Origin of the sequence: Flavobacterium aurantiibacter (assembly GCF_002251775.1) — a bacterium.
GTDB lineage: Bacteria > Bacteroidota > Bacteroidia > Flavobacteriales > Flavobacteriaceae > Flavobacterium > Flavobacterium aurantiibacter.
In genome coordinates, this window is the sequence record NZ_NOXX01000186.1 from 1 (window position 1) to 24220 (window position 24220).

General features: G+C 42.4%; 17 protein-coding genes. 3 read left to right on the plus strand and 14 right to left on the minus strand.

Going from position 1 to position 24220, the window contains the following annotated elements:
- Positions 1-325: 325 nt before the first annotated feature.
- From CHX27_RS06695 to CHX27_RS06725, 7 genes are all read right to left on the minus strand, one after another.
- Entirely contained in the window at positions 326-1687 is a 1362-nt protein-coding gene (locus CHX27_RS06695; RefSeq protein WP_094485990.1) for a YHYH protein, read from the minus strand.
- Between the two features lie 59 nt (positions 1688-1746).
- Positions 1747-2778, minus strand: a complete 1032-nt coding sequence (locus CHX27_RS06700) for a cytochrome-c peroxidase (protein WP_094485991.1) — start codon at positions 2776-2778, stop codon at positions 1747-1749.
- Positions 2775-3476 carry an MbnP family protein gene (locus CHX27_RS06705; RefSeq protein WP_094485992.1) on the minus strand — a complete coding sequence of 234 codons (702 nt, stop codon included), beginning with the start codon at positions 3474-3476 and terminating at the stop codon, positions 2775-2777. The genes CHX27_RS06700 and CHX27_RS06705 overlap by 4 nt, the downstream gene beginning before the upstream one ends.
- The gene (locus CHX27_RS06710; RefSeq protein WP_094485993.1) at positions 3466-3936 is read right to left on the minus strand and encodes a Spy/CpxP family protein refolding chaperone; all 471 of its coding nucleotides are present in this window, start codon (positions 3934-3936) and stop codon (positions 3466-3468) included. Before CHX27_RS06710 ends, CHX27_RS06705 begins: the two co-directional genes overlap by 11 nt.
- 2 nt (positions 3937-3938) lie before the next feature.
- Positions 3939-4220: a hypothetical protein gene (locus CHX27_RS06715; protein WP_094485994.1), complete on the minus strand. Its 282-nt coding sequence runs from the start codon at positions 4218-4220 to the stop codon at positions 3939-3941.
- 22 nt (positions 4221-4242) lie between these two features.
- A complete protein-coding gene (locus CHX27_RS06720; protein ID WP_094485995.1) occupies positions 4243-4791 on the minus strand; it encodes an RNA polymerase sigma factor in 549 nt (182 codons plus the stop codon).
- Positions 4792-5377: 586 nt separating this feature from the next.
- Positions 5378-6640 carry an asparagine synthetase B gene (locus CHX27_RS06725; protein WP_094485996.1) on the minus strand — a complete coding sequence of 421 codons (1263 nt, stop codon included), beginning with the start codon at positions 6638-6640 and terminating at the stop codon, positions 5378-5380.
- Between the two features lie 229 nt (positions 6641-6869).
- Between CHX27_RS06725 and CHX27_RS06730 the strand changes: the two genes are divergently transcribed.
- Positions 6870-11459 (plus strand): beta strand repeat-containing protein, encoded by a 4590-nt coding sequence (locus CHX27_RS06730; protein ID WP_094485997.1) that lies wholly within the window; start codon positions 6870-6872, stop codon positions 11457-11459.
- Between the two features lie 452 nt (positions 11460-11911).
- On the opposite strand, the gene dnaB is transcribed toward CHX27_RS06730, so the two are convergent.
- From dnaB to cphA, 5 genes are all read right to left on the minus strand, one after another.
- Positions 11912-13468, minus strand: coding sequence for a replicative DNA helicase (gene dnaB / locus CHX27_RS06735; RefSeq protein WP_094486005.1), 1557 nt, complete (start codon positions 13466-13468; stop codon positions 11912-11914).
- A gap of 141 nt (positions 13469-13609) precedes the next feature.
- Entirely contained in the window at positions 13610-14563 is a 954-nt protein-coding gene (locus CHX27_RS06740; RefSeq protein WP_094485998.1) for an acetyl-CoA carboxylase carboxyltransferase subunit alpha, read from the minus strand.
- A gap of 422 nt (positions 14564-14985) precedes the next feature.
- Complete coding sequence (locus CHX27_RS06745; RefSeq protein ID WP_094485999.1) at positions 14986-17103, minus strand: S9 family peptidase; 2118 nt, start codon at positions 17101-17103, stop codon at positions 14986-14988.
- 66 nt (positions 17104-17169) lie between these two features.
- A complete protein-coding gene (locus tag CHX27_RS06750; RefSeq protein ID WP_133063431.1) occupies positions 17170-17874 on the minus strand; it encodes a hypothetical protein in 705 nt (234 codons plus the stop codon).
- Positions 17855-20479 carry a cyanophycin synthetase gene (cphA, locus tag CHX27_RS06755; RefSeq protein ID WP_094486001.1) on the minus strand — a complete coding sequence of 875 codons (2625 nt, stop codon included), beginning with the start codon at positions 20477-20479 and terminating at the stop codon, positions 17855-17857. The genes CHX27_RS06750 and cphA overlap by 20 nt, the downstream gene beginning before the upstream one ends.
- Positions 20480-20731: 252 nt before the next feature.
- Between cphA and CHX27_RS06760 the strand changes: the two genes are divergently transcribed.
- Complete coding sequence (locus CHX27_RS06760) at positions 20732-21628, plus strand: cyanophycinase (RefSeq protein ID WP_094486002.1); 897 nt, start codon at positions 20732-20734, stop codon at positions 21626-21628.
- 1 nt (position 21629) lies between these two features.
- The gene (locus tag CHX27_RS06765; protein ID WP_094486003.1) at positions 21630-22472 is read left to right on the plus strand and encodes an isoaspartyl peptidase/L-asparaginase; all 843 of its coding nucleotides are present in this window, start codon (positions 21630-21632) and stop codon (positions 22470-22472) included.
- Between the two features lie 10 nt (positions 22473-22482).
- Here the strand turns inward: CHX27_RS06765 and CHX27_RS06770 are convergent, their stop codons facing one another.
- Positions 22483-22863 (minus strand): lipocalin family protein, encoded by a 381-nt coding sequence (locus CHX27_RS06770; RefSeq protein ID WP_094486004.1) that lies wholly within the window; start codon positions 22861-22863, stop codon positions 22483-22485.
- A 505-nt stretch (positions 22864-23368) separates the two neighbouring features.
- Positions 23369-24130 (minus strand): LuxR C-terminal-related transcriptional regulator, encoded by a 762-nt coding sequence (locus CHX27_RS15255; RefSeq protein WP_165764456.1) that lies wholly within the window; start codon positions 24128-24130, stop codon positions 23369-23371.
- Between the last annotated feature and the right edge of the window lie 90 nt (positions 24131-24220).

Genomic DNA, 24220 nt, shown 5'->3' on the forward strand with positions numbered 1-24220 from the left:
AACGGCAGGAGCAAGCGCCATTGCAGCAAAATGCCCGACCCGCCGAAACCCGATTTCGCTAAACCTGCGGCGGGTGCTGCCCAAAATTTCTTCCTACTTCTCCAAATTCGAAACGTTTATAACTAAAATTGCGTTGTTATTTAAAATGAGTCGATCGACAATAAAGTACTGTAATTAAATACTTTATCAAAAAAACGATGAAAATCTATCAAAAAATATTTCCCTTGCAAGGAGAAACAGCGATTTGAAAGTTCGAGCAATCGTAACCAGCTATTAAGCGAAATAGTTTCCAAATCAACAACACTCACATTGCTAATCCGAAGGCCTACCGATCAATGACTACTTTAAACGTTGATTGTTGCTTGCCGCGCGATACACGCAGAAAATAAATACCCGCATACACATCGTCGGTTTGGATGATACTCAAAGTGCTTCCTTGCAGTATTTTCCCGCTTTTAACGACTTGCCCGAGTTCGTTGATTAAATCGATTTGCATGTCGACTTCACTCAGCTGCGTTTGTATGGCGATATAATCCGAAGCGGGATTCGGAGCAATCCGGACACTTAAATCGGTAATCGAATGTGTGTCTGTTGCGAGAATAGTAGTACCTGCCGGAACTGTAGTTACTGTTGAAACGGTGATGTTTCCGTAAAAAGTGGGTCCAACGACATACGGATACGCCGATTTGTGATTCTCGTCGACCGTTGCAAAATAGCAGTATATGCCGTTTGGGTACAACGAAGCCGGATATTCAGGCGTATTGCACACACGTCCGTTATGAATGTCTAAATACGTCGGATCGTTCGGATGCGCAACATACTCGTAATCTTCTCTGAAGTATCCGTTAAAAAACGTTTGATTTCCAATAGTTTGCCCGACACTCGGGCCGTTTGGTCGCGAGGTTTGGTTTTTAAGTTGATAGCTCGATTTCATGCGTGTTATGCCACCGGTTCCGTCGGTGTTTGCATAACCGTAAGCGCCGTAGATAGGGAATCCGTCGTATGCGAATCCCAAAAGTGGCGAATGAACATTAGGGTTTATAACGTATAGTCCGTCTGAGGGATACAAATCACAGATGTTTGAAGTAACTACGAGATCTAAGTTAAAAGCACTCGGATTTTGATGATGGTGGTAGTTTCCCATCGCCGGATGCGCTTTTGCACAATCGAAACCGGCACGTTCTGCCGGAATAGCGTCTCGATTATACGCCTGGGTTGCCATCGGTCCGCCCGGACAAGGCGGATTACCCGGTCCGCCACAAACGCCGTTGGTTCCTGTGGCACTATAAGCCACGCCGTCGCGGTAATCAAATAAAGCGACACCATTGATAAACACGCCGATGTTTCCACCCGTAGTAGCAACGTTTCCAGTTCCTTGCACCGGATTTAGCGGAATTTTAAAAATTTTGTTTTGTGCCGTTGCTAACGACGGATTTCCATCTTGAAACGGACCGGTAATGTAAGCTGGTATACCTGTTGCTGAAACATATACATGCGTATTGTTGTATTGAACGGTTTGAACGTTCGCTAAAACAGCATCGACTATAGGTGTCGAATTTCCAGCAACGTAATGTCGGCCCGTAATTCCAGTTGTGTTAACTAACCAGTTTGTAATTGCTGGATTGGTTTGTGCAGAAGCAAAAAGCCCCATTAAGAGCGCTGCGATACCTACAATTTGCTGTTTCATAATTCGAAGTTTTGGTGGTTATTCATTTAGACGTTGGTTTTATGTAATTCTTGCGGTTGCTATTCGATTTTTTCTCGCGGAAAAGAATACCGAGGATTAAACAAGAACTCTTGATCGCTTAGGGTTTTTAAAAAAGCTACTAATTCTGTGCGTTGGCGTTCGCTTAAATTCATAGGTTTTACTAAGAATTTCGACAACGTTTTACTTTTTTCGATTCCTGAATTGTAGTGTTTTACGACTTCGGTTAACGATTTAAATCGGCCGTCGTGCATGTACGGAAAACTAAACTGTACGTTTCGCAAAGTGGGTACTTTAAACTTTAGAGAATCGGCCGATTTTTTGGTAATGGCCATTCGACCCAAATCGTTTAGACTACGATCCAAAGTTAAACCGTTGTTTTCGAACGATCCGTTGGTAAAAAGTGGTTCTTGGTGGCAGGAGGCACAGTTTTTTTTGAAAATTTCGTAGCCTTTTTGTTCTATTTCGGTAAACTGTTCTTCGCCCATAACTACCCGATCGTATTTAGCGTTAGCCGATTTTAAAGAAACAACAAATTGGGAAAGCGCTTTGAGAAGGTATTGACCGGTAATTTTTCTCGAGCCGAATGCTTTCTGAAACAATTCGGGATAGGTTTTTGATTTCTGAAGTTTTTGAACGAGGTGTTCGAGGTTTTCATCCATTTCTACTTCGCTCGTTAAAGGAGCTATTGCTTGAACATCCAAATGATTAACGCCACCGTCCCACATGAAGTTTGTGCTCCAAGCTAAGTTTTGTAATGTCGGTGCATTCCGAGTACCGATTTTCCCGTCGATTCCGTGACTTAAATCGTGATCAACATGAGTAAACGCGGTTTGTTGTAAATGGCAACTGGCGCAGGAAATAGACTCGTCTCGGGAAAGAATTGGATCGTAAAAGAGCTTACGTCCGAGTTGGAATCCTTCTTCAGTTAACGGATTTTCTTTGAAATTATACGTGGGTTTGGGCCAATTTTTAGGCACATCGAAATAAATAGGCGTATTAAACCAATGATGAAAACCCATTAGTCCGAATGCAAAAAGAAGCAGTAGCGCTATGTACCTAATTTTCTTCATTCTAACTTGAACATTTGCTTAGCAATTTCGGCTAATGCGAGCGCTTCTTTACCAGGTATCATCACGGAATTTGTTGTAGATAAGTTGATGTACGAGAAGAAGTTAGCCAGATCGATTCGTACGACCAGTTCTTTTTTGGTTTCCCATTTGTTTGGCAACGGAATTTGCAGTTTTTGTAATGCGCAGTTTGGCTTGGCATAGCCACCTATGTGAAATTGAAATCTGTTTTTACGCGTGGAGCAACTCGAACTTGTGCCTTCTAGTTTAATATTGATATAGCCACTGTTCCATGCCCAATACATGCCGTGCATGGGGTCGAGGTCGCCCGACAGGGCTCCGGAAACGCTTTGCAAGCTGTCGACACCGATTTCAAATTGCAAAAGAGAATTTTCGATTTGGGTTGGCGATTTTACAGCCACTTCCATAGACGCCCGGTCGGAAAAATCGATGAGGTGATAGTTTTTTTCTAGATTTTCCGCCTCGTTGTTGGCGGTTCCGATTTTGATATTTCCTAAGTAGAAACGAAAAGTTTCAATGGTTATCGTATCGTTGTTTGCACTGATGTATTTTTTATTCGCTTCAAGCGGTGCGTTTTTAAATTCGGGAATAAATCGCAGGCGAATGGAATCAGCCGTAACTTGTCCGTAACTCGCATATAATGAAATGAATAAAAGAAATATCAGCGTCTTATCTTTCATGTCTGGGCGGATGTTTCGGACGAGCAAAGATGCGCGTAAGCTCGGTTGTTAGAGCAGTAAAATCGTTTAGTTGCTCTGGTGTACACAGATTTCTTATTTCAGAGAAATGGTTGAAGTGCGCTAATTCGATACGTTTTTGAAATTCTGAAATAGCAGTAATCAAGCTGTCTCTTTTTGAAATGCTCGGACTTTTGGTGTTTAACAAGCTGTATAATTCTTGTTTACACGCTTTAATTTGCTGTTCATTGCTATCGATTTCGCTTCGGTGTATGGCGATAAGCTTGTCGTATTGCTTTTGTTGATCTGCATTGAGCGCCAAACGTTCGACAATGATTTCTCGCGGTGAATTGCGTTTGTGTGGCTTATTTGCTGGTTGATGAAGAAAAAGGTAGCTTAAAATTCCTAGGTTGAGCAACAACAGTGCGAATACAGCAAACGAGAATAATTTTGTTTTTTCCATGACTAATACAATTGGTTGTTTGGAAGTAGCGATTCGTTGAAAGGCTGTGGTTCTGCGCTTTTATCTGTTGATTTTACAGCGGAAAGCACTGTGAAATTGATAAAAAGTAGCGCTGTAAACGACGCCGCTGCCAACCAAACTACTGTTGGAGCTGCGTGCTGCTTCCGGAAGATTGCTGCTTGTATTTTATCACGCAATAGCGGCGACGGTTCAGCGGCTTGCCGTTTTGTTGCGCTGTCAAAAATTGAATCCATCCACTGATTTTCTTCCATGATTTTTTGCATTCGATGATTTAGACGTACAGTTTTAGTTATTCTTGCGGTATTCTTTAAATTTTTCCTTCAATTTTTCGCGAAGTGTTGATTTTGCTCGGAATACCAACGATTCGACCGCAGAAACTGAGGTTTGCATAATTTCTGCGATTTCGGGATTGCTCAGAAGTTCAACTTTTGAAAGGAGGAAAGCTGTTTTCTGATTTTCGGCTAGTGTATTGATGGCTTCAAAAAGGATTCTCGCGTCTTCTTGTCTTTCAAGCAGTATTCCGGGATGTTCAAAGTTACTTGCACGTTCCAGTTCTTTTTGGTCTGGATTCTTTGGTAAGTAGTTAAAGAAGTACTTTTTAGCTTTCTTTTTTCGGAGGAAATCGAGACTTTCGTTAATCGTGATGCGATAAATCCATGTTTTTAATTCCGATTTGTGTTCAAATTTTTCGAGCTTAAGGTAGATTTTTACGAAAGCGTTTTGCGTAATTTCTTCGGCGTCTTCGATGTTGTTGGCGTAATGGAGTGCCAAATTGTAAACCAGCAACCTGTATTCGGTGTATATTTTTTCGAAACGTTCTAAAGGTTGAGACATCGAGTACTAGGGGATGTTGTGACTTTTTTTCCGTGTAAATTACTGAAAATAAATGTGTATTGTCATGGAAATCAGTGACAATTTAAATTCAATACGCGATTTTTCGAAACGGAAGAGTTGTTAAATCGGTCTTGTAGCGATTTTTAAATGGTAAACGATACGCGCGCACGCACTTCGCAGCAGGGAATGACGCGGAAATGCCGTGAAGCGCCTGCCGATTTTTGGTGTGGCTTGGCGTGCGACTGAAAGAAGCGCCGCGAAGCAACTACCAAAAACGGCAGGAGCAAGCGCCATTGCAGCAAAATGCCCGACCCGCCGNTGTTAAATCGGTCTTGTAGCGATTTTTAAATGGTAAACGATACGCGCGCACGCACTTCGCAGCAGGGAATGACGCGGAAATGCCGTGAAGCGCCTGCCGATTTTTGGTGTGGCTTGGCGTGCGACTGAAAGAAGCGCCGCGAAGCAACTACCAAAAACGGCAGGAGCAAGCGCCATTGCAGCAAAATGCCCGACCCGCCGCAACCCGATTTCGCTAAACCTGCGGCGGGTGCTGCCCAAATGAAAATTTTTAATCGAACTCAGGCTATTAGGTTTTTTGTTTCTTTTTGCGTGCAGCGGGAAACAAAACGTTGTTTAAGATGAGTCGGTAGCCAGGCGAGTTCGGGTGTAAGTCGAGTACCGTTGGCGCGTCGCCTACCTGATGCCGGTAATCTTCGGGATCGTGACCGCCAAAGAATGTAAACATGCCTTTGCCGCGCTCGCCGTGAATGTAGCGCGCTTCGCCATTAATAAGACATTCGCCCATAACCAAGACGTTATTTTTCACCAATTCGCGGTCGAAAGCCGTTGTCTGGCCCATAAAACCTTTTACCAATTGCGTGTGGTTTTGGCACAACATGGTTGGAATCGGATCCCACTTGGCCGAATATTCCATCAGGGTAAAGTAATCTTTCTCCATCGGAATCATGGCGCGTTTGTTGGTGGTATCGATATCCGAAAACTCGTACGCATTCGGATTTCGTTCTAAAATGAAATTTTTGAAGGCAAAAGCTTGGTTGTAGTCGATCTGACTTTGGTAATTCGCATCGCTCGGATCGCCATCGAACATGGGTTCGCAGATATCGACGCCCTCGGCCGAGAGTGCAATATCGAAACTATCGGTTGCCGAGCACATGGCAAACATGAATCCGCCGCCGATGACAAAATCGCGTATTTTTTTAGAGACTGCTAATTTGGCTTGCGACACTTTACTGAAGCCGAGTTGGGTGGCAAGGAGTTCGGCATCGCGTTTTTGCTCGATATACCAAGGCGTATTTTTGTAGGAACCGTAGAATTTTCCGTATTGTCCGGTGAAATCTTCGTGATGCAGGTGCAGCCAATCGTAGAGTAGGAGTCCGTCGGATAAAACTTCCTCGTCGTATATGGGTGAGAAGGGAATTTCGGCGTAGGTAAGTACGAGCGTCACGGCGTCGTCCCAAGGTTGTTTGCCTTTAGGCGTATATACGGCAATTTTTGGTGCTTTTTCGAGAATGACGGTTTCCATGTTTTGCGAAGGCGAGGAGATCTCGTCTTGAATTTGAGCGGCCTCGCTGTCGGTTAGGATTTCGAAACTCACACCACGAATCTGACATTCTTTGCGGATTTCGGCGGTATCGGGTAGGAGGAAGGAGCCGCCGCGGTAATTGAGCAGCCAACTTGCTTTGTAATTTTGAGCAAGCACCCAATAGGTAACGCCATAGGCTTTAAGGTGATTTTGCTGAGAAACTTCGTCCATAGGAAGCAGCAGAAAACCAGCAAAAGAGCTGTATGAGCTAGTAAGAAGCAGGAAAACAATAACAATTTTTTTCATGGTCGTTTGAAAGTGTCGAAGATAACCGATTTCGCTGAAAATAATTTAAAAGAGTCGTTAAATACGCGCTTAGAGAATTCTTAAAAATTTCGAATTAGAAGGTGGTAAAAATGGGAATTTGCTAGCGGTTATCAACAATCCAAAAAAAAACCTTAACAATTTGGTTACATAAAGTGCTCTGCTGCAAATAAATTGTAATTAACTTTGTACCGAAAAAATTTAAAACTTTATGAAAACAAGATTACAAGGAATTATTCCTTTCTTGTCGCTTCTAGCTTTATTCTTAGGAATGAATTCGGTAAGCGCACAAGTTATTTTGGGACGTCAAGATTTCGAAACGACCCCTGCAACACCCACTTTGGGGTTCTCCAATACGGGAGGTGGCTTTTCCTCTGGTAATAACCCAGCAGCGGGCATCCCATCAAACGCACCGTTATTCACGGATGGCGCAAGAGGATTTCAGTCAAATAATACCACTGCGACTTTAACTTTTTCGAATTTAGATGTTACTAACTACGAAAGTAAAACTATTTCGTTCCGTCTAGCAGGTATGTCAATTAATAATTCTAATGGTATTGACAGTGGAGATTTAGTAACAGTTGCAGTTAGTGTTGATGGCGGAACAACCTATTCTAACGAGATTACTGTTGCCGGCTCGACTGGAAATAGAACATGGAGCTTTGCAGCTACGGGAAGTGTAAGTCAGACATATGACGGTGATAACACACCAGCGGCATTTACTTCAAATTCTGGTTCAGGAGGAATAAGTACTGTTACATTGAATATTCCTAATAACATAAATCAAGTTCGCTTGCGGATAACCTTACTTACTGATGTTGCCAATGAGCGTTATGTTATCGATGATGTCCGTATTTCAGGTGTACTAGTTACAAATAATGCACCAGTTGCTAGTGATGTGAATTTTACTGGTAGCTTAATTGTGGGCCAGACATTAACGGGTTCCTATACATACACCGATGCTAACGACGATCTACAAGGAACTTCTACATTCAGATGGTTTAGAGCGGATAATGCAGCTGGTTTGAACGAAGCGCCTATAGCGAATGCTACTGGTGCAACTTACACACTACAGCCGCTCGATTTTAATAAGTTTATTAGTTTCGGAGTAACACCTGTGGCTCAATCGGGTACTCTTACAGGTTCAGAAGTGCGTTCATCGCGCCAAGGTCCGATTGAAAGCTTAACTAACAGTGCTTCAACCATCACTATTGACAATACATTCACGCCATTAACAAATATTGATTATGCAGCCCATGTTGGTGCTGATGTAACGGCTACAAGTCCAATTATTGGTCAGTTTGTTATCAATGATTTACCGGGAACAACAGCTGATGCGTTTCCTACGACCTTGAACGCGATTACGTTCACAGGTGCAGGAATGGGTGCAGTACAACGTTTAGCTATATACGATAGCTTAGGGAATGAAGTTGCAGAAATTGCGTCTGCAACCAATCCGTCGTTTACGGGCCTAACGTTAAGTGCTCCTTCTGGTGGAACTGCGGTTTTTTCAGTTCGCGCAACTTTCAACACAACTGTAACCGATAATACACGTATTGGATTAACTGTTTCAAACGCTGTTGCCGATGCAGCCGGTTCGATTTTTGCAACAACAAATGCAGGCGGAGCAGCAACGAGCGTTGCTGGTAACGATAACTTGATTGAAGTTATTGCAACTGCACTTACACTAACTACTAACGCTTCAACCGCAGTAGTAAACCTTGCGATGCTTCCAGCTCCAGTAGTGCAAGCTGTCGATGTGAATGGAAACCGTGATTTAGATTTTACTGGCTCCATTTCAGTTACAACTACAGGTGTTTTTGCAGTTGCATCTACGAATTCAGTATCAGCAAATTTAGGCGTGGCAACTTTTAGTAATATTGTTCATGCTGCTCCTGGTGGCACTGGTTTACAGCTTTCTTTTTCTGGTATTGGCTCACCTATTTCTTCTGCAACTTTTGACGTGTATAACACTTTATACGCAAACACAATAAGTGGCAGTTCTCCAGGAAACGTAAACAATTATATTGCAAATCAGTTTTTGGATCCTAATGTAACTTCTACAGGAATTAGTAAAGGGCCTGGAATAAACGGAGTAACAGGAGATGATCGCTACAATACAAATTCATACGACGCGTCAACAACTGTAGTTCTATCGGATTATATTCAAATACAGATCGCGCCAATCGTTGGAAAGCAAATTGATTTCACAGCTATTTTGGCAACTTTCATTAGAACACCTGCTGGACCTCGTAATTTTGAGGTAAGATCAAGCGTTGACAATTTCCAAACAGTACTTTGGAATGTTCAAATGCCTGCAGCTGCGTCTACGATTCAATATATTATACCAATTGATGATTTAGTTAATATATCTTCTGCGGTTCAATTTAGAATTTATGGATTTAATTCAGGTACAGGAAATTTTGCCATATCAAATGTTAGTATCAACGGTTCAGTTGAAAACACACCAAACCCGAGTTTAAATGCAGCTCCTGGTTCAATTATTGATCTGAACTATGCTTTGGCAGCAGGTCCGTCGGCTTCGCAAACCATCACAGTTAACGCTGCAAACTTAACGCCAGTTGATAGTTTCCTTACAGTAACGGCACCAGCAAACTTCGAAGTTTCTACAGATAATACCACTTTCGCTAGTTCAGTACAATTGCCGTACACAGGTAACTCGCTAACAAACGCTCCTGTTTACGTGCGTTTAGTGAGTGGCCTGAGCGCAAATGCATACTCAGGTTCAGTTGAAATTTCTGGTGGAGGAACAACCTCAGTTTTTGTAACTGTTTCAGGAACGGTTTACGTACCTTTTACAGTACCTTATTTCAATGCGTTTAACACGCAAACCTTATACAACAATGCCGCGCTTCAAGGTTTCCAATATGCGGCAACAGCTTTTAACGCTGGTGGTGGCGGATATGCTGTATTAAGCATTAACGGAACCATTACAGCTCCAGCGTTTGATATCACTGGTATTTCACAAGTTGAAGTAAGCTTCGACGGTGCTACTTTTGGAACTCCTAACGGACAAACACTTACTCTCGAAGTTTCTGAGGACGGAACTAATTACAACACAATAGGTTCTATTACATACCTTACAAGTAACTTTGTAAACTTCCGTCAAACAATCGATTTCAGTACATTCGTGGGTACAACAGCGTACATCCGTGTACGCATGTCGGCAGGTACAAACCAGTCGCGTTTTAGAAACTTCTATATTTCTACATTCACGACTTGGACAGGTACTTCGTGGACAAACGGTGCACCTAATTCAAGTGTTGTTGCCCTTATCGATGGAGATTACAATACTGCTGCTAATGGCGATATCAACGCTAAACGTTTAGCTGTTACCTCTGGCGATGTACTTGCCAATGGTTTAGGAACTATTTCTTTGGTTGAAGACTTGGCTGTAAACGGAGGAACTGTAGTTTTCGAAAGCGGTTCAAACCTTATCCAACAAAACAATAACTACGCTAATGCTGGAAACATCACAGTACAACGTGTAGCCAACTTAAAGCGTCAAGATTATATCTACTGGGGCGCACCTGTAACAGGTCAGAACTTACTTGATTTCAGTCAATTTACACTTACAAACCGTTTCTACACGTTCAACGAGCCAACGAATGCATTCGTAAACGTTGATCCTGCTGCAACGGCGTTCGTACCAGGTCGCGGGTACATGATTCGTGCTGCAAACAACCACCCAAGTACCAATACAAACTGGACAGGTACTTTTGAAGGCGTGCCAAACAACGGAACTTACAACGTTCCGGTAACACGCACAACGAGCGGTTACAATATTATCGCTAACCCGTACCCATCGCCAATTTCTTGCCAATCTTTTGTAGCAGCTAACCCAAATATCGGTACGCTTTATTTCTGGGCACACATTACACAAGGTGCAGGTTCTGCAGCTAATTACGCTACTTGGAACGGTACTGGTGCTGCTGCTCCAGCAGGTGGTGCTACACCAAACGGAACTATCCAAACAGGTCAAGGTTTCTTGGTACAGTTGCCAGCTACGCCAACAATTACTTCCGTGAATTTTAACAACGGTATGCGTATCGACGATCATGCTAACCAATTCTTCCGTCCAGGTCGTCAAACCTTGTCTCAAGGTTCTTCACAACCAAACCGTTTGTGGATCGACCTAAGCAGCGGCGAAACCAATTACAACCAAGTTCTTTTAGGATACGTAGATGGCGCTACTGCCGAATTCGATACCAACTTCGACGGTAAAATGATCGGTACCAACAGTGCAGCGATTTATACTTTGTTGGACAACGAGAAATACACCATTCAAGGTAAAGCAAATCCGGTTGATTTAGCCGATGAAACTGCTTTAGGTTTCTCAACAGAAACTGCAGGTAACTTTACGTTCACGCTTGCTAACATCGATGGTATCTTCGCAAATGGTCAAAACATTTACATCCGCGATTACGCTACAGGTACAGTTCACAACCTAAGCGAAGGTCCGTTTACATTTGCTTCTGAAATCGGTACTTTCAACGAACGTTTTACAATTGCGTTTGAACCAACCACGTTAAGTGTTAACAACCCAGTTGAATCAAACAACACTGTAGTGGCTATCCGTAACAACAACGGTATTCAAATCAATGCAGGTTCGGCTACGTTACAGCAAGTAACTGTTTTCGATATCACGGGTCGTCAAATTACAAGCGCAAAAGCTTCTGGTAACCAAACTACAGTTGCAACGAACAACTTGTCTAACCAAGTATTGTTGGTGAAAATCGTAACCGATAAAGGTACAGTAACTAAGAAATTAGCGTACTAAGTAGGTTCACTTCATAAGAAAAGGACATCCATTTGGGTGTCCTTTTTTTTTGTGATTTATTTTAAACTAATTCGTGCTTGAGTTGGTTTAGTTTTATTGTTTGGGCATTCCGCCGTTGATCATGGTTGAGCGCTGTCTGGTCAACGGCGTCGCGCTTTTGCTGCAATAAAAAACGCTTTTTAACCACGCTAGCAACAGTCAAAAGCGCTTTCGCTGTCGCGTTTTGCCTTGTGCAGCGTTAGCTTAAAAAGCGTCTTTTATTTTCGCGCCAATCGCTAATGCGGAAAGGTGTTATCGGGAAACGTTCGCCCTAGCCGTGGTTGCAGTGGAAAGCGCGCAAAGCAAAACCAAGCTATTTTACCGAAAGCTGTGGCGACCAACGGAAGCCGCAAGCTGCACGTGTAAAATGCTTGGTTTTGCTGCGTACTTGTAACGGAAAACGCGATTAGCTGCTAAAAACCAATCCCATTATCATCGTCGTCTGGATTGTTTGCCGCACTGCCAAAAGCCTGATCCGGACTCGGTAAATTCGAGGTGAAAAACGGTGAGTTGTCGGAGTTCATTTTCGAAGGCAAATCGTCGAAACCAGAACCGTATTCTTCCAAATTCGCGAACTTTCCTAAGTTTCCAATAAACTTCAGTCGAATGTTCTCCAACGATCCGTTACGGTGTTTTGCAATGATGAATTCGGCCGTATTCTGTGTAGGCGAGTTGTCTTCGTCGTCCCAATCCGGAATTTTATAATATTCAGGTCGATAGATAAACGACACAATATCAGCGTCTTGCTCGATCGCTCCCGATTCACGAAGGTCGGACAACAGCGGACGCTTATGGCCCGTTCGCGCTTCAACGGCACGCGACAACTGCGACAGTGCAATAACCGGAATGTTCAATTCCTTAGCCAAAGCTTTCAAGTTTCGCGAAATGGTCGAAATTTCCTGCTCGCGGTTTCCAATTCCCTTGCCTTTACTGTCTTTACTACCAGCCGTCATCAGCTGCAAGTAGTCGATGATAATAATTTTTATGCCGTGTTGCGACGCCAAACGACGCGCTTTTGCACGCAAATCGAATACCGAAAGCGAAGGCGTATCGTCTACAAACAACGGAGCGCTTTCCAAATTTTTCACTTTGGTGCTCAGCTGTTCCCATTCGTGCTGCTCCAACTTTCCGGTACGCAACTTCTCGCTCGTAAGTCCGGTTTCCGACGAAATTAAACGGGTAATTAACTGTACGGACGACATCTCCAAGGAGAAAATGGCTACCGGCGCCTTGTGATCAATCGCCATATTTCGTGCCATCGACAAAATGAATGCCGTTTTACCCATACCCGGACGTGCCGCAATAATAACCAAATCGCTCGGTTGCCAGCCCGAAGTAACCTTATCCAATTTCTCGAAACCGGTAGGAACGCCGCTCAAACCTTCTTTGTTGGCAATTTCCTGAATGCGGCGCTTGGCTTGTAAAACGAGCATTTGCGCCGTTTCCGAATTCTTTTTCGTGTTTCCTTGCGCTACTTCGTACAATTGCGATTCGGCCGTGTCGAGCAAGTCGAATACGTCGGTCGTTTCGTCGTAACAATCTTCGATAATTTCCGACGAAATGCGAATCAGCGATCGTTGGATGAATTTTTGCAGAATAATCCGCGAGTGAAATTCGATGTGCGCCGACGACGATATCTTCTGCGTAAGCTGAATCAAGTAGTAATCGCCACCAGCCGCTTCTAAAGTTCCGTTCTTTTTAAGCTGTGCGGAAACTGTTAACAAGTCAATGGGTTGCGTTTGTGTGAATAACTCGCGAATAGCCTCGTAAATGTGTCGGTGCGAATCCCGATAAAACGCATCGGGTTGCAACATATCAATCACTTCGTCGACACCTTTTTTGTCGATCATCATGGCGCCCAATACGGCTTCCTCAAGTTCCACCGCTTGTGGCGGAAGCTTTCCTTTCTCTAAATTGATTACCGCAGATTTCTCGGTAAATCCCGTTGCTATATTTCTGACGTTTTCCATAGTGCTAAAGTATGCATTGCCGCGCGTTTCTGCCGGCAGAGTTATCAGCGCGGAATTGTTCATAACCCGCTTTTTTTGTTGATAACGCAAAAAAAATCCGAAACGGTAAGGCTTCGGATAAAATAGTGAGTTTATACGATTTTATTCCTTAAACTCGCCCATCTTGCTGTATTTATCCATTCTCTGGGCAACAAGTTCGGCTGTTGATAAGTCTTTAAGTTCGTTGTAATTTTTAAGGATGTATTGCTCCACGGTTCTAAAAGCCGTTTCGCGATCGAAGTGCGCACCACCAAGTGGTTCTGGAATCACGTCGTCGACCAATTTCTGCTTCTTCATGTCGGTCGATGTCAGTTTCAAAGCCTCTGCCGCTTGTTCCTTGTAGTCCCAGCTTTTCCAGAGAATCGACGAGCACGATTCGGGTGAAATCACCGAATACCAAGTGTTTTCCATCATCAACACACGGTCGCCCACGCCAATGCCCAACGCACCGCCCGAAGCACCTTCACCAACAATTACAGCAATGATTGGCGTTTTCAAGCGAATCATTTCAAAGATATTGCGCGCTATCGCTTCTCCTTGTCCGCGTTCTTCAGCTTCCAATCCCGGATAGGCACCCGGCGTATCGATAAACGAAACCACCGGCAAACCGAATTTCTCCGCCATTTTCATCAAACGCAAAGCTTTGCGATATCCTTCCGGATTTGCCATACCGAAATTGCGGTACTGACGTGTTTTGGTATTGTATCCTTTCTGCTGTCCGATAATCATAAACGATTGTCCGCCGATTTTTCCCAAACCACCAATCATGGCCTTGTCGTCTTTGAAATTTCGGTCGCCAAAAAGCTCTAACCACGAGTCGCCACAAAGCGCTTTAACGTGATCCATCGTGTACGGTCTGTTCGGGTGTCTAGACAGTTGTACACGTTGCCATGCGGTAAGATTTTTGTATATTTTTCGCTTGGTTTCCTCCAGCTTTTTTTCGATTTGTTTGCAAGTTGTTGATACATCAACATTCGATTCTTGACCTATAATTTGGCATTTATCCAATTGCTCTTCGAGTTCTTTTATAGGTAACTCAAAATCTAAGTATTCCATAGTAGCAGTACGGTTTCTTAATATTCGAAAGGCAAAGATAACCTTAAATTAAAAACGGGCAATCACCACTTCAAAATTTAATAAATCGTTTTCGGATTATTCGGGCAGCACCCGCCGCGCGTTTAGTGGAATCGGGTTGCGGCGGGTCGGGCATTTTGCTGCAATGGCGCTCGCTCCAGCTGTTTTTGGTAGTTGCTTCGCGGCGCTTCTGTTAGTCGCACGCTACACCACACCAAAAATCAGCTGTAGCTTCACGGCATTTCCGCGTCATTCCCTGCTGCGAAACTCGTGCAAAACGTATCGTCTGTTTTTTAAACGCGCGTTCAAACCATAAATCGTTACTTAAAATTACCCACAAAAAAACTGCGTGTAATTCGCAGTTTTTCTTTGTCGTAATCCGGTTTTGAACTTATGTTAAACCATTAGTTGTGTTCTAGAACGTAATTCAGCACTTTCTCCATCAAATGTACTCGGTCTTTACCGCGTACGTTGTGTTTGTGCATCGGGTAGGGGAAGTAGTCAATTTGTACGCCAGCTTCCACAAAATTTTTCACCAAATCTAAGTTGTGTTGTTCAACCACGACATCATCCGATGTTCCGTGAATTAACAAGAGTTTTCCTTTCAAATTTTTCACATAATTGCGCAAGGCAGCCGTTTTGTATCCTTCCGGATTTTCGGCCGGAGTATCCATATAGCGTTCGCCATACATGATTTCGTAATACGCCCAATCGGTTACGGGTCCGCCCGCTACACCCACTTTAAACGTTTCTGGCGCTTTCAAGAGCATGGTATTGGTCATAAATCCGCCAAAGCTCCAGCCGTGTACCGCTAAGCGCGAAGCATCAACGTAGGGAAGCGATTTCAAATACGCCACGCCACTCAATTGATCGGCAAGTTCGTTGGTTCCTAAATTTCGGTGAATAACGTGCTCAAAAGCAGCGCCTCGATTGCTCGATCCGCGATTATCAACCGTAAATACTAAATAGCCTTTCTCCGCCAACCAATGCATCCATAAATTGGCACCAGCGAGGTAGCTGTTGGTAACCATTTGCGCATGCGGACCTCCATACACGTAAATCAAAACAGGGTACTTTTTCGAAGCATCGAAATTAGACGGTTTGATTAAGCGGGCGTACAAATCGGTTTTTCCATCGGCCGCTTTTAGCTGTACAATTTCGGTGGTTCCTATCGCCACATCCTTAAGCTTGTCGGGGCTTTCTACTAATTTCGTGGCGCTTCCTTTTACGGGTAGTATTTGGCTAATATTCGGTGTATTAAGGTTCGAATATTCATCGAATAGCGTTCCGGTAAATTCGTTAAGTTTTGCGGCATGTACACCTAAGTCCTTGGTTACCAATCGTTGTTTTCCTTTAAAATCAACTGCGTAAACCAAGGTATTTGTTCCGCTTTCGCCTGTAGCTGTGAAGTAAATTTCTTTAGCCGTTGCGCCTAAAATATCGATCACCGGAAATAAATTTTGCGTGAGCTTTCTCAATAACTTTCCGTTTAAGTCGTACAAATACAGGTTGTTGTAACCGTCGCGTTCCGAAATCCAGATAAAGGAACTTTCTTTTGGATTTGGAAAATATGCCGGATGTTCAGGCTCGACCCAAGTGTTGTCGGTTTCTGTGAATAAGGTACGTTGAAACTGACCTGCTGCGCTGAATAAGTTTAGTTGTATGGCGTTCTGCGCGCGATTCACTTCGGCAATCGTAAACGCTTTGCTGTCTGGAGTCCAAGCAAAGTTGGTCAAATAATCGTCGGTGGCGCCACGCGGACTCACATAAACGGTTTTTCCGCTTTCAATACTGTAAATGCCTACGCGTGGTTTTTCGCTTTTTTGTCCGGCCATTGGATAGCGAATGTTGTTGAGGGTTCCGGGCGTCGACGTAATGTCTAGCAACGGATATAGCGCTACCTCGCTTTCGTTTTTCTGATAAAAAGCAATGTATTTGGCGTCGGGCGAGATAAAAATTCCGTTTGAAATACCAAACTCCGAACGTGCAATAGCCTGTCCTGAAACAATTTCGGCATTAAAATCAGTGATTTGGACTTCCTTGTTATCAATATGTGCAAACAAATTGTTCTCTTTTGTGTAGGCATACACCAGGCCGTTTTTGGAACTGCTTACATTTTCGGCAGCCTCATTGATTTTGGTTCTTGAAATTAGTGTTTTTGTAAACGGATTAACCGCAATAAATTCGTTTTTGATTGTAAGCAACAGCGTTTCGCCGTCTTGCCATTGGTAACCGAAAAAGCTGCTCAATTCGGTTTTGAAAAGTTCATTGAACTCTTTAACTGTGATTAAAACTTTGGTGTTGCTGTTTGCCTCGGAGCCCAAGTGAATTTCCGAATAGCGGTTTTTGGCAAAACTGTACTGATTGCCGTCGGGAATCCATTGAAATCCGTCGACTCTATCGGCTGCGTATGCCCGGAATTGCTGCATGACCGCGTCAGATAAAGTGAGTTCTTTTTTCTGACCCACAACAGTAAAACAAATAAAAAAGAGTGCAGTGTAAACGACTTGGTTTAATTTCATTTCTTTAAAAAATAGATTGAGTATTCTTTTTCTCCAAACAAGCGGTAAAGATAGATGCCTATTTATTTAATCGGCATATCGATTGAAATAATCGCCTTTAACCAACCAAGCAAAGGCAAATGCCCAGAGCGCTACTACTTCCCAAGCCCAAAAATAGATGGTGTTTCCGGTTATTTCGTGCACTGCAGGTATCATTTCCAGTCCTAAAAACAAAAGCGCTGCGATTATCGTATAACCGCAGCGTTTATAGATTTTGTTTCGAATTATTTTTTTAGGTGTAACAGCATTCTTGAATTTGGTAAAAAGCACCAACGAAAAGTAGGCGAGTGTACTAAAAAACAAGAAGGCACAAATAATATGAATGGTTCCTGAAATGGTATCCACTTCGGGACAAAAATTACACGGAAAGAACGCTACACCAAGTGCAAAAACACAAGCAAAATTGCCCGCTACGTTATCCGACATTAAATCGTCGGGGTCTTTTTCGTGTCCTTTATAGGCGAATAAAAAAATGGCAATTGCTGTTACCATGCCTACAAATACATTTCCCATAACCGAGTAATAGTAAAAGCTAATCGAACTTTCGGGTTTAAAGAAATTCAAATTCTCAATCAAACCCAAATGTTCAGTTCGGTTTAGCCAGAGTTTCTCGACTATAACTCCTACATACAGCACAATCGGTAATAAAAATCCGATGCAACCCACCATTTTCCGAAGCAGTTTGTAGGAAATCAGCTCCGGTATGGGTCGGTTATGCGCGTCCGTCCTCATTTTCTTTGTCCAGATATTGCTGTACAATGTCGATTGCATTAGTAACTACATCGCTTAAAGCTGTAATAAAACTGCCTTCAGCTGCCGAGTTTATGGCGTGTTTAATTGCCTCCACTTCTTTATCAATCAATTCGTAGGTAACTACTTTTCCGGCGGCATTAATTCCTTCCAAAATTAGTCCGTTGATTTCTTCTGCTGTTCTTCCACGTAAGTGTTTTTCTTGTCTAATAATGATATGGTCAAACATACGTGCTGCGATGGTTGCGCATTCGCGAATATCTTCATCCCGACGATCGCCAACGCCCGCGATGATCCCGATTTTCTTGGTAGCATCTACGGTACTTAAAAAATCTTCTACTCCGCGATATCCCGCTGGATTGTGCGCAAAGTCGATCATTACCTTAAACTTCTTGAAGTCGAAAATGTTCATTCGTCCAGGAGTTTGTGCGGCACTCGGAATAAACGTTTGCAATGATAAACTGATGTCTTCGGTTTTAAATCCCCACAAGTAACTTGCCAGCGTTGCCGCTAAAACGTTCGCAATCATAAATTTCGCTTTTCCACCCATGGTTAGCGGAACTAAAGTGGCTCGTTCAACACGAATCTTCCATTCTCCTTTTTTTATGGTGACAAATCCGTTTTCGTAAACAGCCACAATTTTCCCTTCTTTACTCAATCGTTTGGCGTGTTCCGACTCTTCGTCCATGCTAAACCATGCAATCTGACAAGTAAGTTCATTGGCAATTTTTACACATTGCGGATCGTCGGCGTTTAAAATTGCCCAACCATCTTTTTTCACACTGCGAACTACTGTACTTTTTACACGCGCCAAGTCATCTAAATTGTGAATATCGTTCAATCCTAAGTGGTCTTCTTGAATGTTAGTAATGATGGCGATATCGCAACGACTAAAGCCTAAGCCACTGCGCAGAATTCCGCCTCGAGCGGTTTCTAACACAGCAAATTCAACGGTCGGATCTTTTAATATGTATTCGGCGGAAATCGGTCCTGTCGTATCGCCTTTTTCCATCATGTGGTTTTGAATATAAATACCATCCGATGTGGTGAAACCAACCTTAAATCCATTGTTTTTAACAATATGTGCAATTAAGCGCGTGGTGGTTGTTTTACCGTTGGTACCTGTAATAGCAATTATCGGAATACGCGAGGGTTTTCCCGGCGGATAGAGCATATCGATCACCGGCGCCGCCACGTTTCGCGGTAGTCCTTCGCTGGGCGCCAAGTGCATCCGGAATCCGGGAGCGGCGTTCACTTCCAAAATACAACCGCCGTTTTCTTTTAAAGGCTGAGTCAGATTTTCAGCCATAATATCAATTCCACAAATATCTAACCCAATCACTCGCGAGATGCGCTCCGCTAGGAAAATGTTTTCCGGGTGCATCATATCGGTAACATCTACAGAAGTGCCTCCGGTAGAAAGGTTTGCAGTCGATTTCAAATACACAATTTCGCCGTTTTTCGGTACGGTTTGCAAAGTATAACCGAGTTTTTCGAGTAAATCGAGCGTATCGCGATCAACGTCGATTTGCGTAAGTACGTTTTCATGGCCGTAACCACGACGCGGATCTTTATTCGTTTCTTCAATAAGCTTTTCGATGCTATCAACGCCATTTCCTACCACATTTGCAGGAACTCTTTTGGCAGCTGCTACTAATTTATTATCAATCACCAACACACGAAAATCGAAGCCTGAAATAAACTTTTCGACAATTACCTTTCGCGAATATTTTTGGGCAAAAGCCAAACCAGCCACCGCTTCTTCGTATGTTTTTACATTAATCGACGCACCTTTACCGTGGTTTCCGTCGAGTGGTTTTAATACAATTGGATAACCAATTTTTTTAATGACGTTTTGTAAGTCTTCTTCGTCTACGCAAATAGCGCCGCTGGCTACAGGAATACTGGCCATTTCGAGCATGCGTTTAGTTTCTTCTTTGTTGCAGGCAATATCTACGGCAATATGGCTTGTTTTCTGAGTTATCGTTGCCTGAAAGCGCATTTGATTGACGCCGTATCCCAACTGTACGAGCGAATTTGTACCAAGACGAATCCATGGTATATCACGTGAAACAGCTTCCTCTACAATGCTTCCGGTACTTGGTCCGAGGCGCACGCGCTCCCGAATTTCACGCATTTTTTGAATGTCTGCTTCAATGTCGTAGTCGGTTCCCGCAATTAAAGCTTCTGCAATTCGTACTGATGCTTCTGCGGCGTATAGTCCGACGTTTTCTTCGGTGTATGAAAAAACTACGTTGTAGGTGCCTGGGGTTTTGGTTTCGCGAGTTCTTCCAAAACCAGTTTCCATACCTGCCAGCGTTTGAATTTCAAGCGCAATATGTTCGATAACGTGTCCCATCCAAGTGCCGCGATCGATTCGGGAAAAGAAACCACCGCGTGTTCCTTCCGAACATCGGTGCTCGATCATGGTTGGAATAAGTTTCTCAATACGTTCCCGAAATCCTGGGATTTTATTGGTCGGAAATTCTTCCATTTCTTCCAAATCCAAACGCATTTGAATGAGTTTCTTTCTTTGAACACTCCAAATGTTCGGTCCACGCAACGCTTGAATTTTCAATATCTTCATAGGTCTATTGTTTTGGTTAGTTTGATGCAGTGTGTCTTTAGCACTTCTGTGCTCTAAATTAACGGATTTTTATCCAAAATGTAAAGTATTCCTAACTTCAATCTTAAAATTCATAGCAGAAATACGCTACTTAAAGTTAAAAATCCACTTTAAATTCAGTTTTTTTATATGATTACCAGCGAATTGTAAAAAAATTGATTTGTAAAATCTTTTAAAACTCGATTTTTCTACTTTTACCGTTCACGAATGACTATGGATATTAAAGGAAAACTAATCATCATTGGGGGAGCTGTTGATAAAGGCAGTTTTACTGAAACGGATTTTGATAAAAACGTTGCCAACAATTTGAATTTTTTCGAAACGGGAATTTTACGTCGGATTATCAACGAATCGAAGCACAAAAGCGAAAGTCGGATTGAAGTGATTACTACGGCTTCAAAAATTCCACGTGAAATCGGCCCCGAATATGTAAAAGCGCTGCAATATTTAGGTGCATCGAACGTAGATGTGTTGCATATTGAAAAACGCGAAATGGCGAGTGATGAAGATGTTTTACAACGGATTAAGAACGCCGATGTTTTGATGTTTACAGGTGGCGATCAATTGCGGTTAACATCAATTTTAGGAGGAACTCCTTTGCATGAAATCATTCTGGATAAATACACAAATGAAGATTTTATCTATGCAGGAACTTCAGCTGGAGCGGCAGCGGCGTCGAACAATATGATTTATCAAGGAAGTAGTTCAGAAGCTTTGTTGAAAGGAGAAGTTAAGATTACCAGCGGATTAGGACTGATTGACGGCGTAATTATCGATACACATTTTGTACAACGCGGCAGAATTGGCCGACTGTTTCAGGCTGTTGTAGGCAATCCGAAAGTTTTGGGAATTGGTCTAGGGGAAGATACCGGCTTGTTGATTAAGAATAACAAGGAAATGGAAGCGATTGGAAGCGGACTGGTTATTCTTGTTGACGGACGCGAAATAAAAGACACCAACTTGACACAAGTAGAACTCGGACAACCCATTTCGATCAACCATTTGGTGACGCATGTAATGAGTATGAACGATACTTTTGATTTAAATACCTATAAGATGCATATCCGCGATTCGCAATATGCTGCCGATTTAGGACCAGCTGTCGATTAATATGAAAGTACTTATTCACGGAGGTTTTTTTTCAGAATCGGCCACCGACGACGGCACCAAACAGCGCAAGCAAGCTGCCTTACAGCAAATTGTTCGCAAAGCTTTCGATTATTTGCAAACACATTCGGCTGTAGAAACGGTGGTTTTTGCCGTTAAGTTGTTGGAAGATGATCCGTTGTTTAATGCAGGAATCGGTTCGCAAATTCAAGCAGACGGTAAAATCCGGATGAGCGCTTCTTTAATGGATGGAACAACCCAGAAGTTTAGTGGTGTGATAAACATCGAAGATGTAAAAAATCCGATTGAGGTCGCATTATTATTAATGCAGGAAGACGATCGGGTATTGGGAGGCGAACCTGCAACGCGTTATGCACGCCAGAAAGGATTTGAGGTTTTTTCTACAGAAATTCCGCAACGGCGAAACGAGTACGAAGCGAAACTAAAAAGCAAAGGTTTGGGCACCGTAGGATGCGTGGCTTTAGATGCAAACGGACGCTTAGCTGCTGCGACATCGACGGGCGGAAAAGGTTTTGAAATTCCCGGTCGCATTTCCGATTCGGCTACTGTTGCTGGTAATTTTGCTACTTCTGTTGCTGCCGTTAGCTTAACTGGCGTTGGTGAAGACATTGTTAGCGGAGCGGTTGCTGCAAAAATTGTTACTCGTGTAACCGACGGCTTTTCGGTGGAAGAAGCCACAAAAAAAACCTTCAACGAATTAAAGGTTTTTGATGGTTTTGCCGGAGCTATTGTTTTAGACGCCAGCGGCAACAGCTTTCACTTGGATTCCCATCCGAAGATGGTTTACGCTGTTTTCGACGGCATCGAAGAAGACATTTTTGATTAATCAATTTTGCTTATTCAATTCGTCCTAAAGTAATTACAGGTTTGGCATCCTGATTTGACGGATTGTTATTCAGAATTAACTTGTTGTTTTCGAAATAATACCGAAATGTTTTATTGTTGAAGTTGAGCTGAGCACCATTTCCTGTGATATCGTACGAATTACCGGGAATCGAAAATTCAGGTAAGTTAAAATCTTCGTCGAACGTTACCGTTTGATTAGACAGATTGAAAGTAACTTGGCAATCATAAGGTACTACAGCTGCAACATCGCCGTAAATAACCGCACTTTCCACACGCCATAAACCAACAATCTCTTGTTGTATTGGTGCATTTTCATCGTCGTCGCAACTAAATAGTGCAACGCAAGCGAGAACGAATAGCCATTTTTTCATAGTTTGTTTATCTTGGTTATCCTATAGACGCAACGATTGTTAAAAGGTTGCCAATTTTAACAGTATTTTTTTTAATAATATTGATGGAAGGTTTCAAGTCGTGTCAATTTTTATTTTATGTCGCTCATAATTAAGGTTTTATAGATTGGGTTATTCCGAAGTTCAAATCTCGGTTGGTTTAGACCACAACGCGACTGCTGCGATTATTTAGATTTTTTGAGTGTGCCGGCGCAGTGGTGGCTTCGCCGCGTAGTAGTGACCCCGTCGCGTGCTCCACTGTATCTTTTAAGCAACTATTTAGTGGAAATTCCGAACGCTGAAAAGAATTCTGTTTTCCATAGGTGCTTGAGTGATAATATGGCTTGCAGCGGAAAGGCTCTGTGTTGCAGATTATTTTTTAATTGAAGTTTACACTTCGTATAAGGTTAAAAGGAGGGTTTTACTTTGGCAAAGCTATTTTTAAGTATTTAAGATATAGATATCATTTTGATTTAACTAAGTGAAATTATAATAAATTGTAATTCAGTACTTTAATGATTAATTCACTAATTGATTTACTATTTGTTTTTTGTAAGATTTTTTTTCGGTGGCTGTTAACAGTATGTATGCTAATAAAAAGGCTATCAGCAATTTGAGAACTTGTTTTGCCCTCTACAATCTTCCGCAAAACTTCTTTCTCTCTGCTTGTTAGATTGATTGTGTTTTCATTAATTTCAACTGTAATAATCTCGTTAACAGGAACGTTATAATATGATTTTTCGCCATCCAAACCTATGAATGATAAACCAGAGGGTTGGTTGTTGGTTTTTAAATGTGAGATGTCAGTTTGTACTCCTATCACTCTAATAACCGCGCCCGAATCATCACTTTGAATAGTAACCGTTTGCATTAAGATCCATTTATAAGATCCATCTCCACAACGTAACCTATAGTCATAACTCACTTTGTATTTTAGTACTTGCTCTGGGGTTAAACTACTAAAAAACTGTAATACTTTTTGTTCGTGAGCTAGAAAACGATTTTGGTCGTCTGGATGCATATTTTCAAAGACGTACTGCGGTGTAAAGTCGGTTGTTTTTTCTACTTTCATCACATTTCGTACATTATCGCTTACATACTCGAATGAGGCTGTTGCGGGGTTGAAAATGTAATAGTAGTATTCTCCAACTTGAAAAATTTCGAGTAATTTTTTGTGAATTTCTAATTCAAAATTCACATCCATTGGCTTCTCTTGATATCGAGCAATTTCGTACCAAGTTTTTTTCATATCGTCGAATTTCAATTTTTCCATAAAAAATGCCAATTAAAAATCACTTTAGTACACGACAAAAAACATAATTGATTAAAAATCAATAAA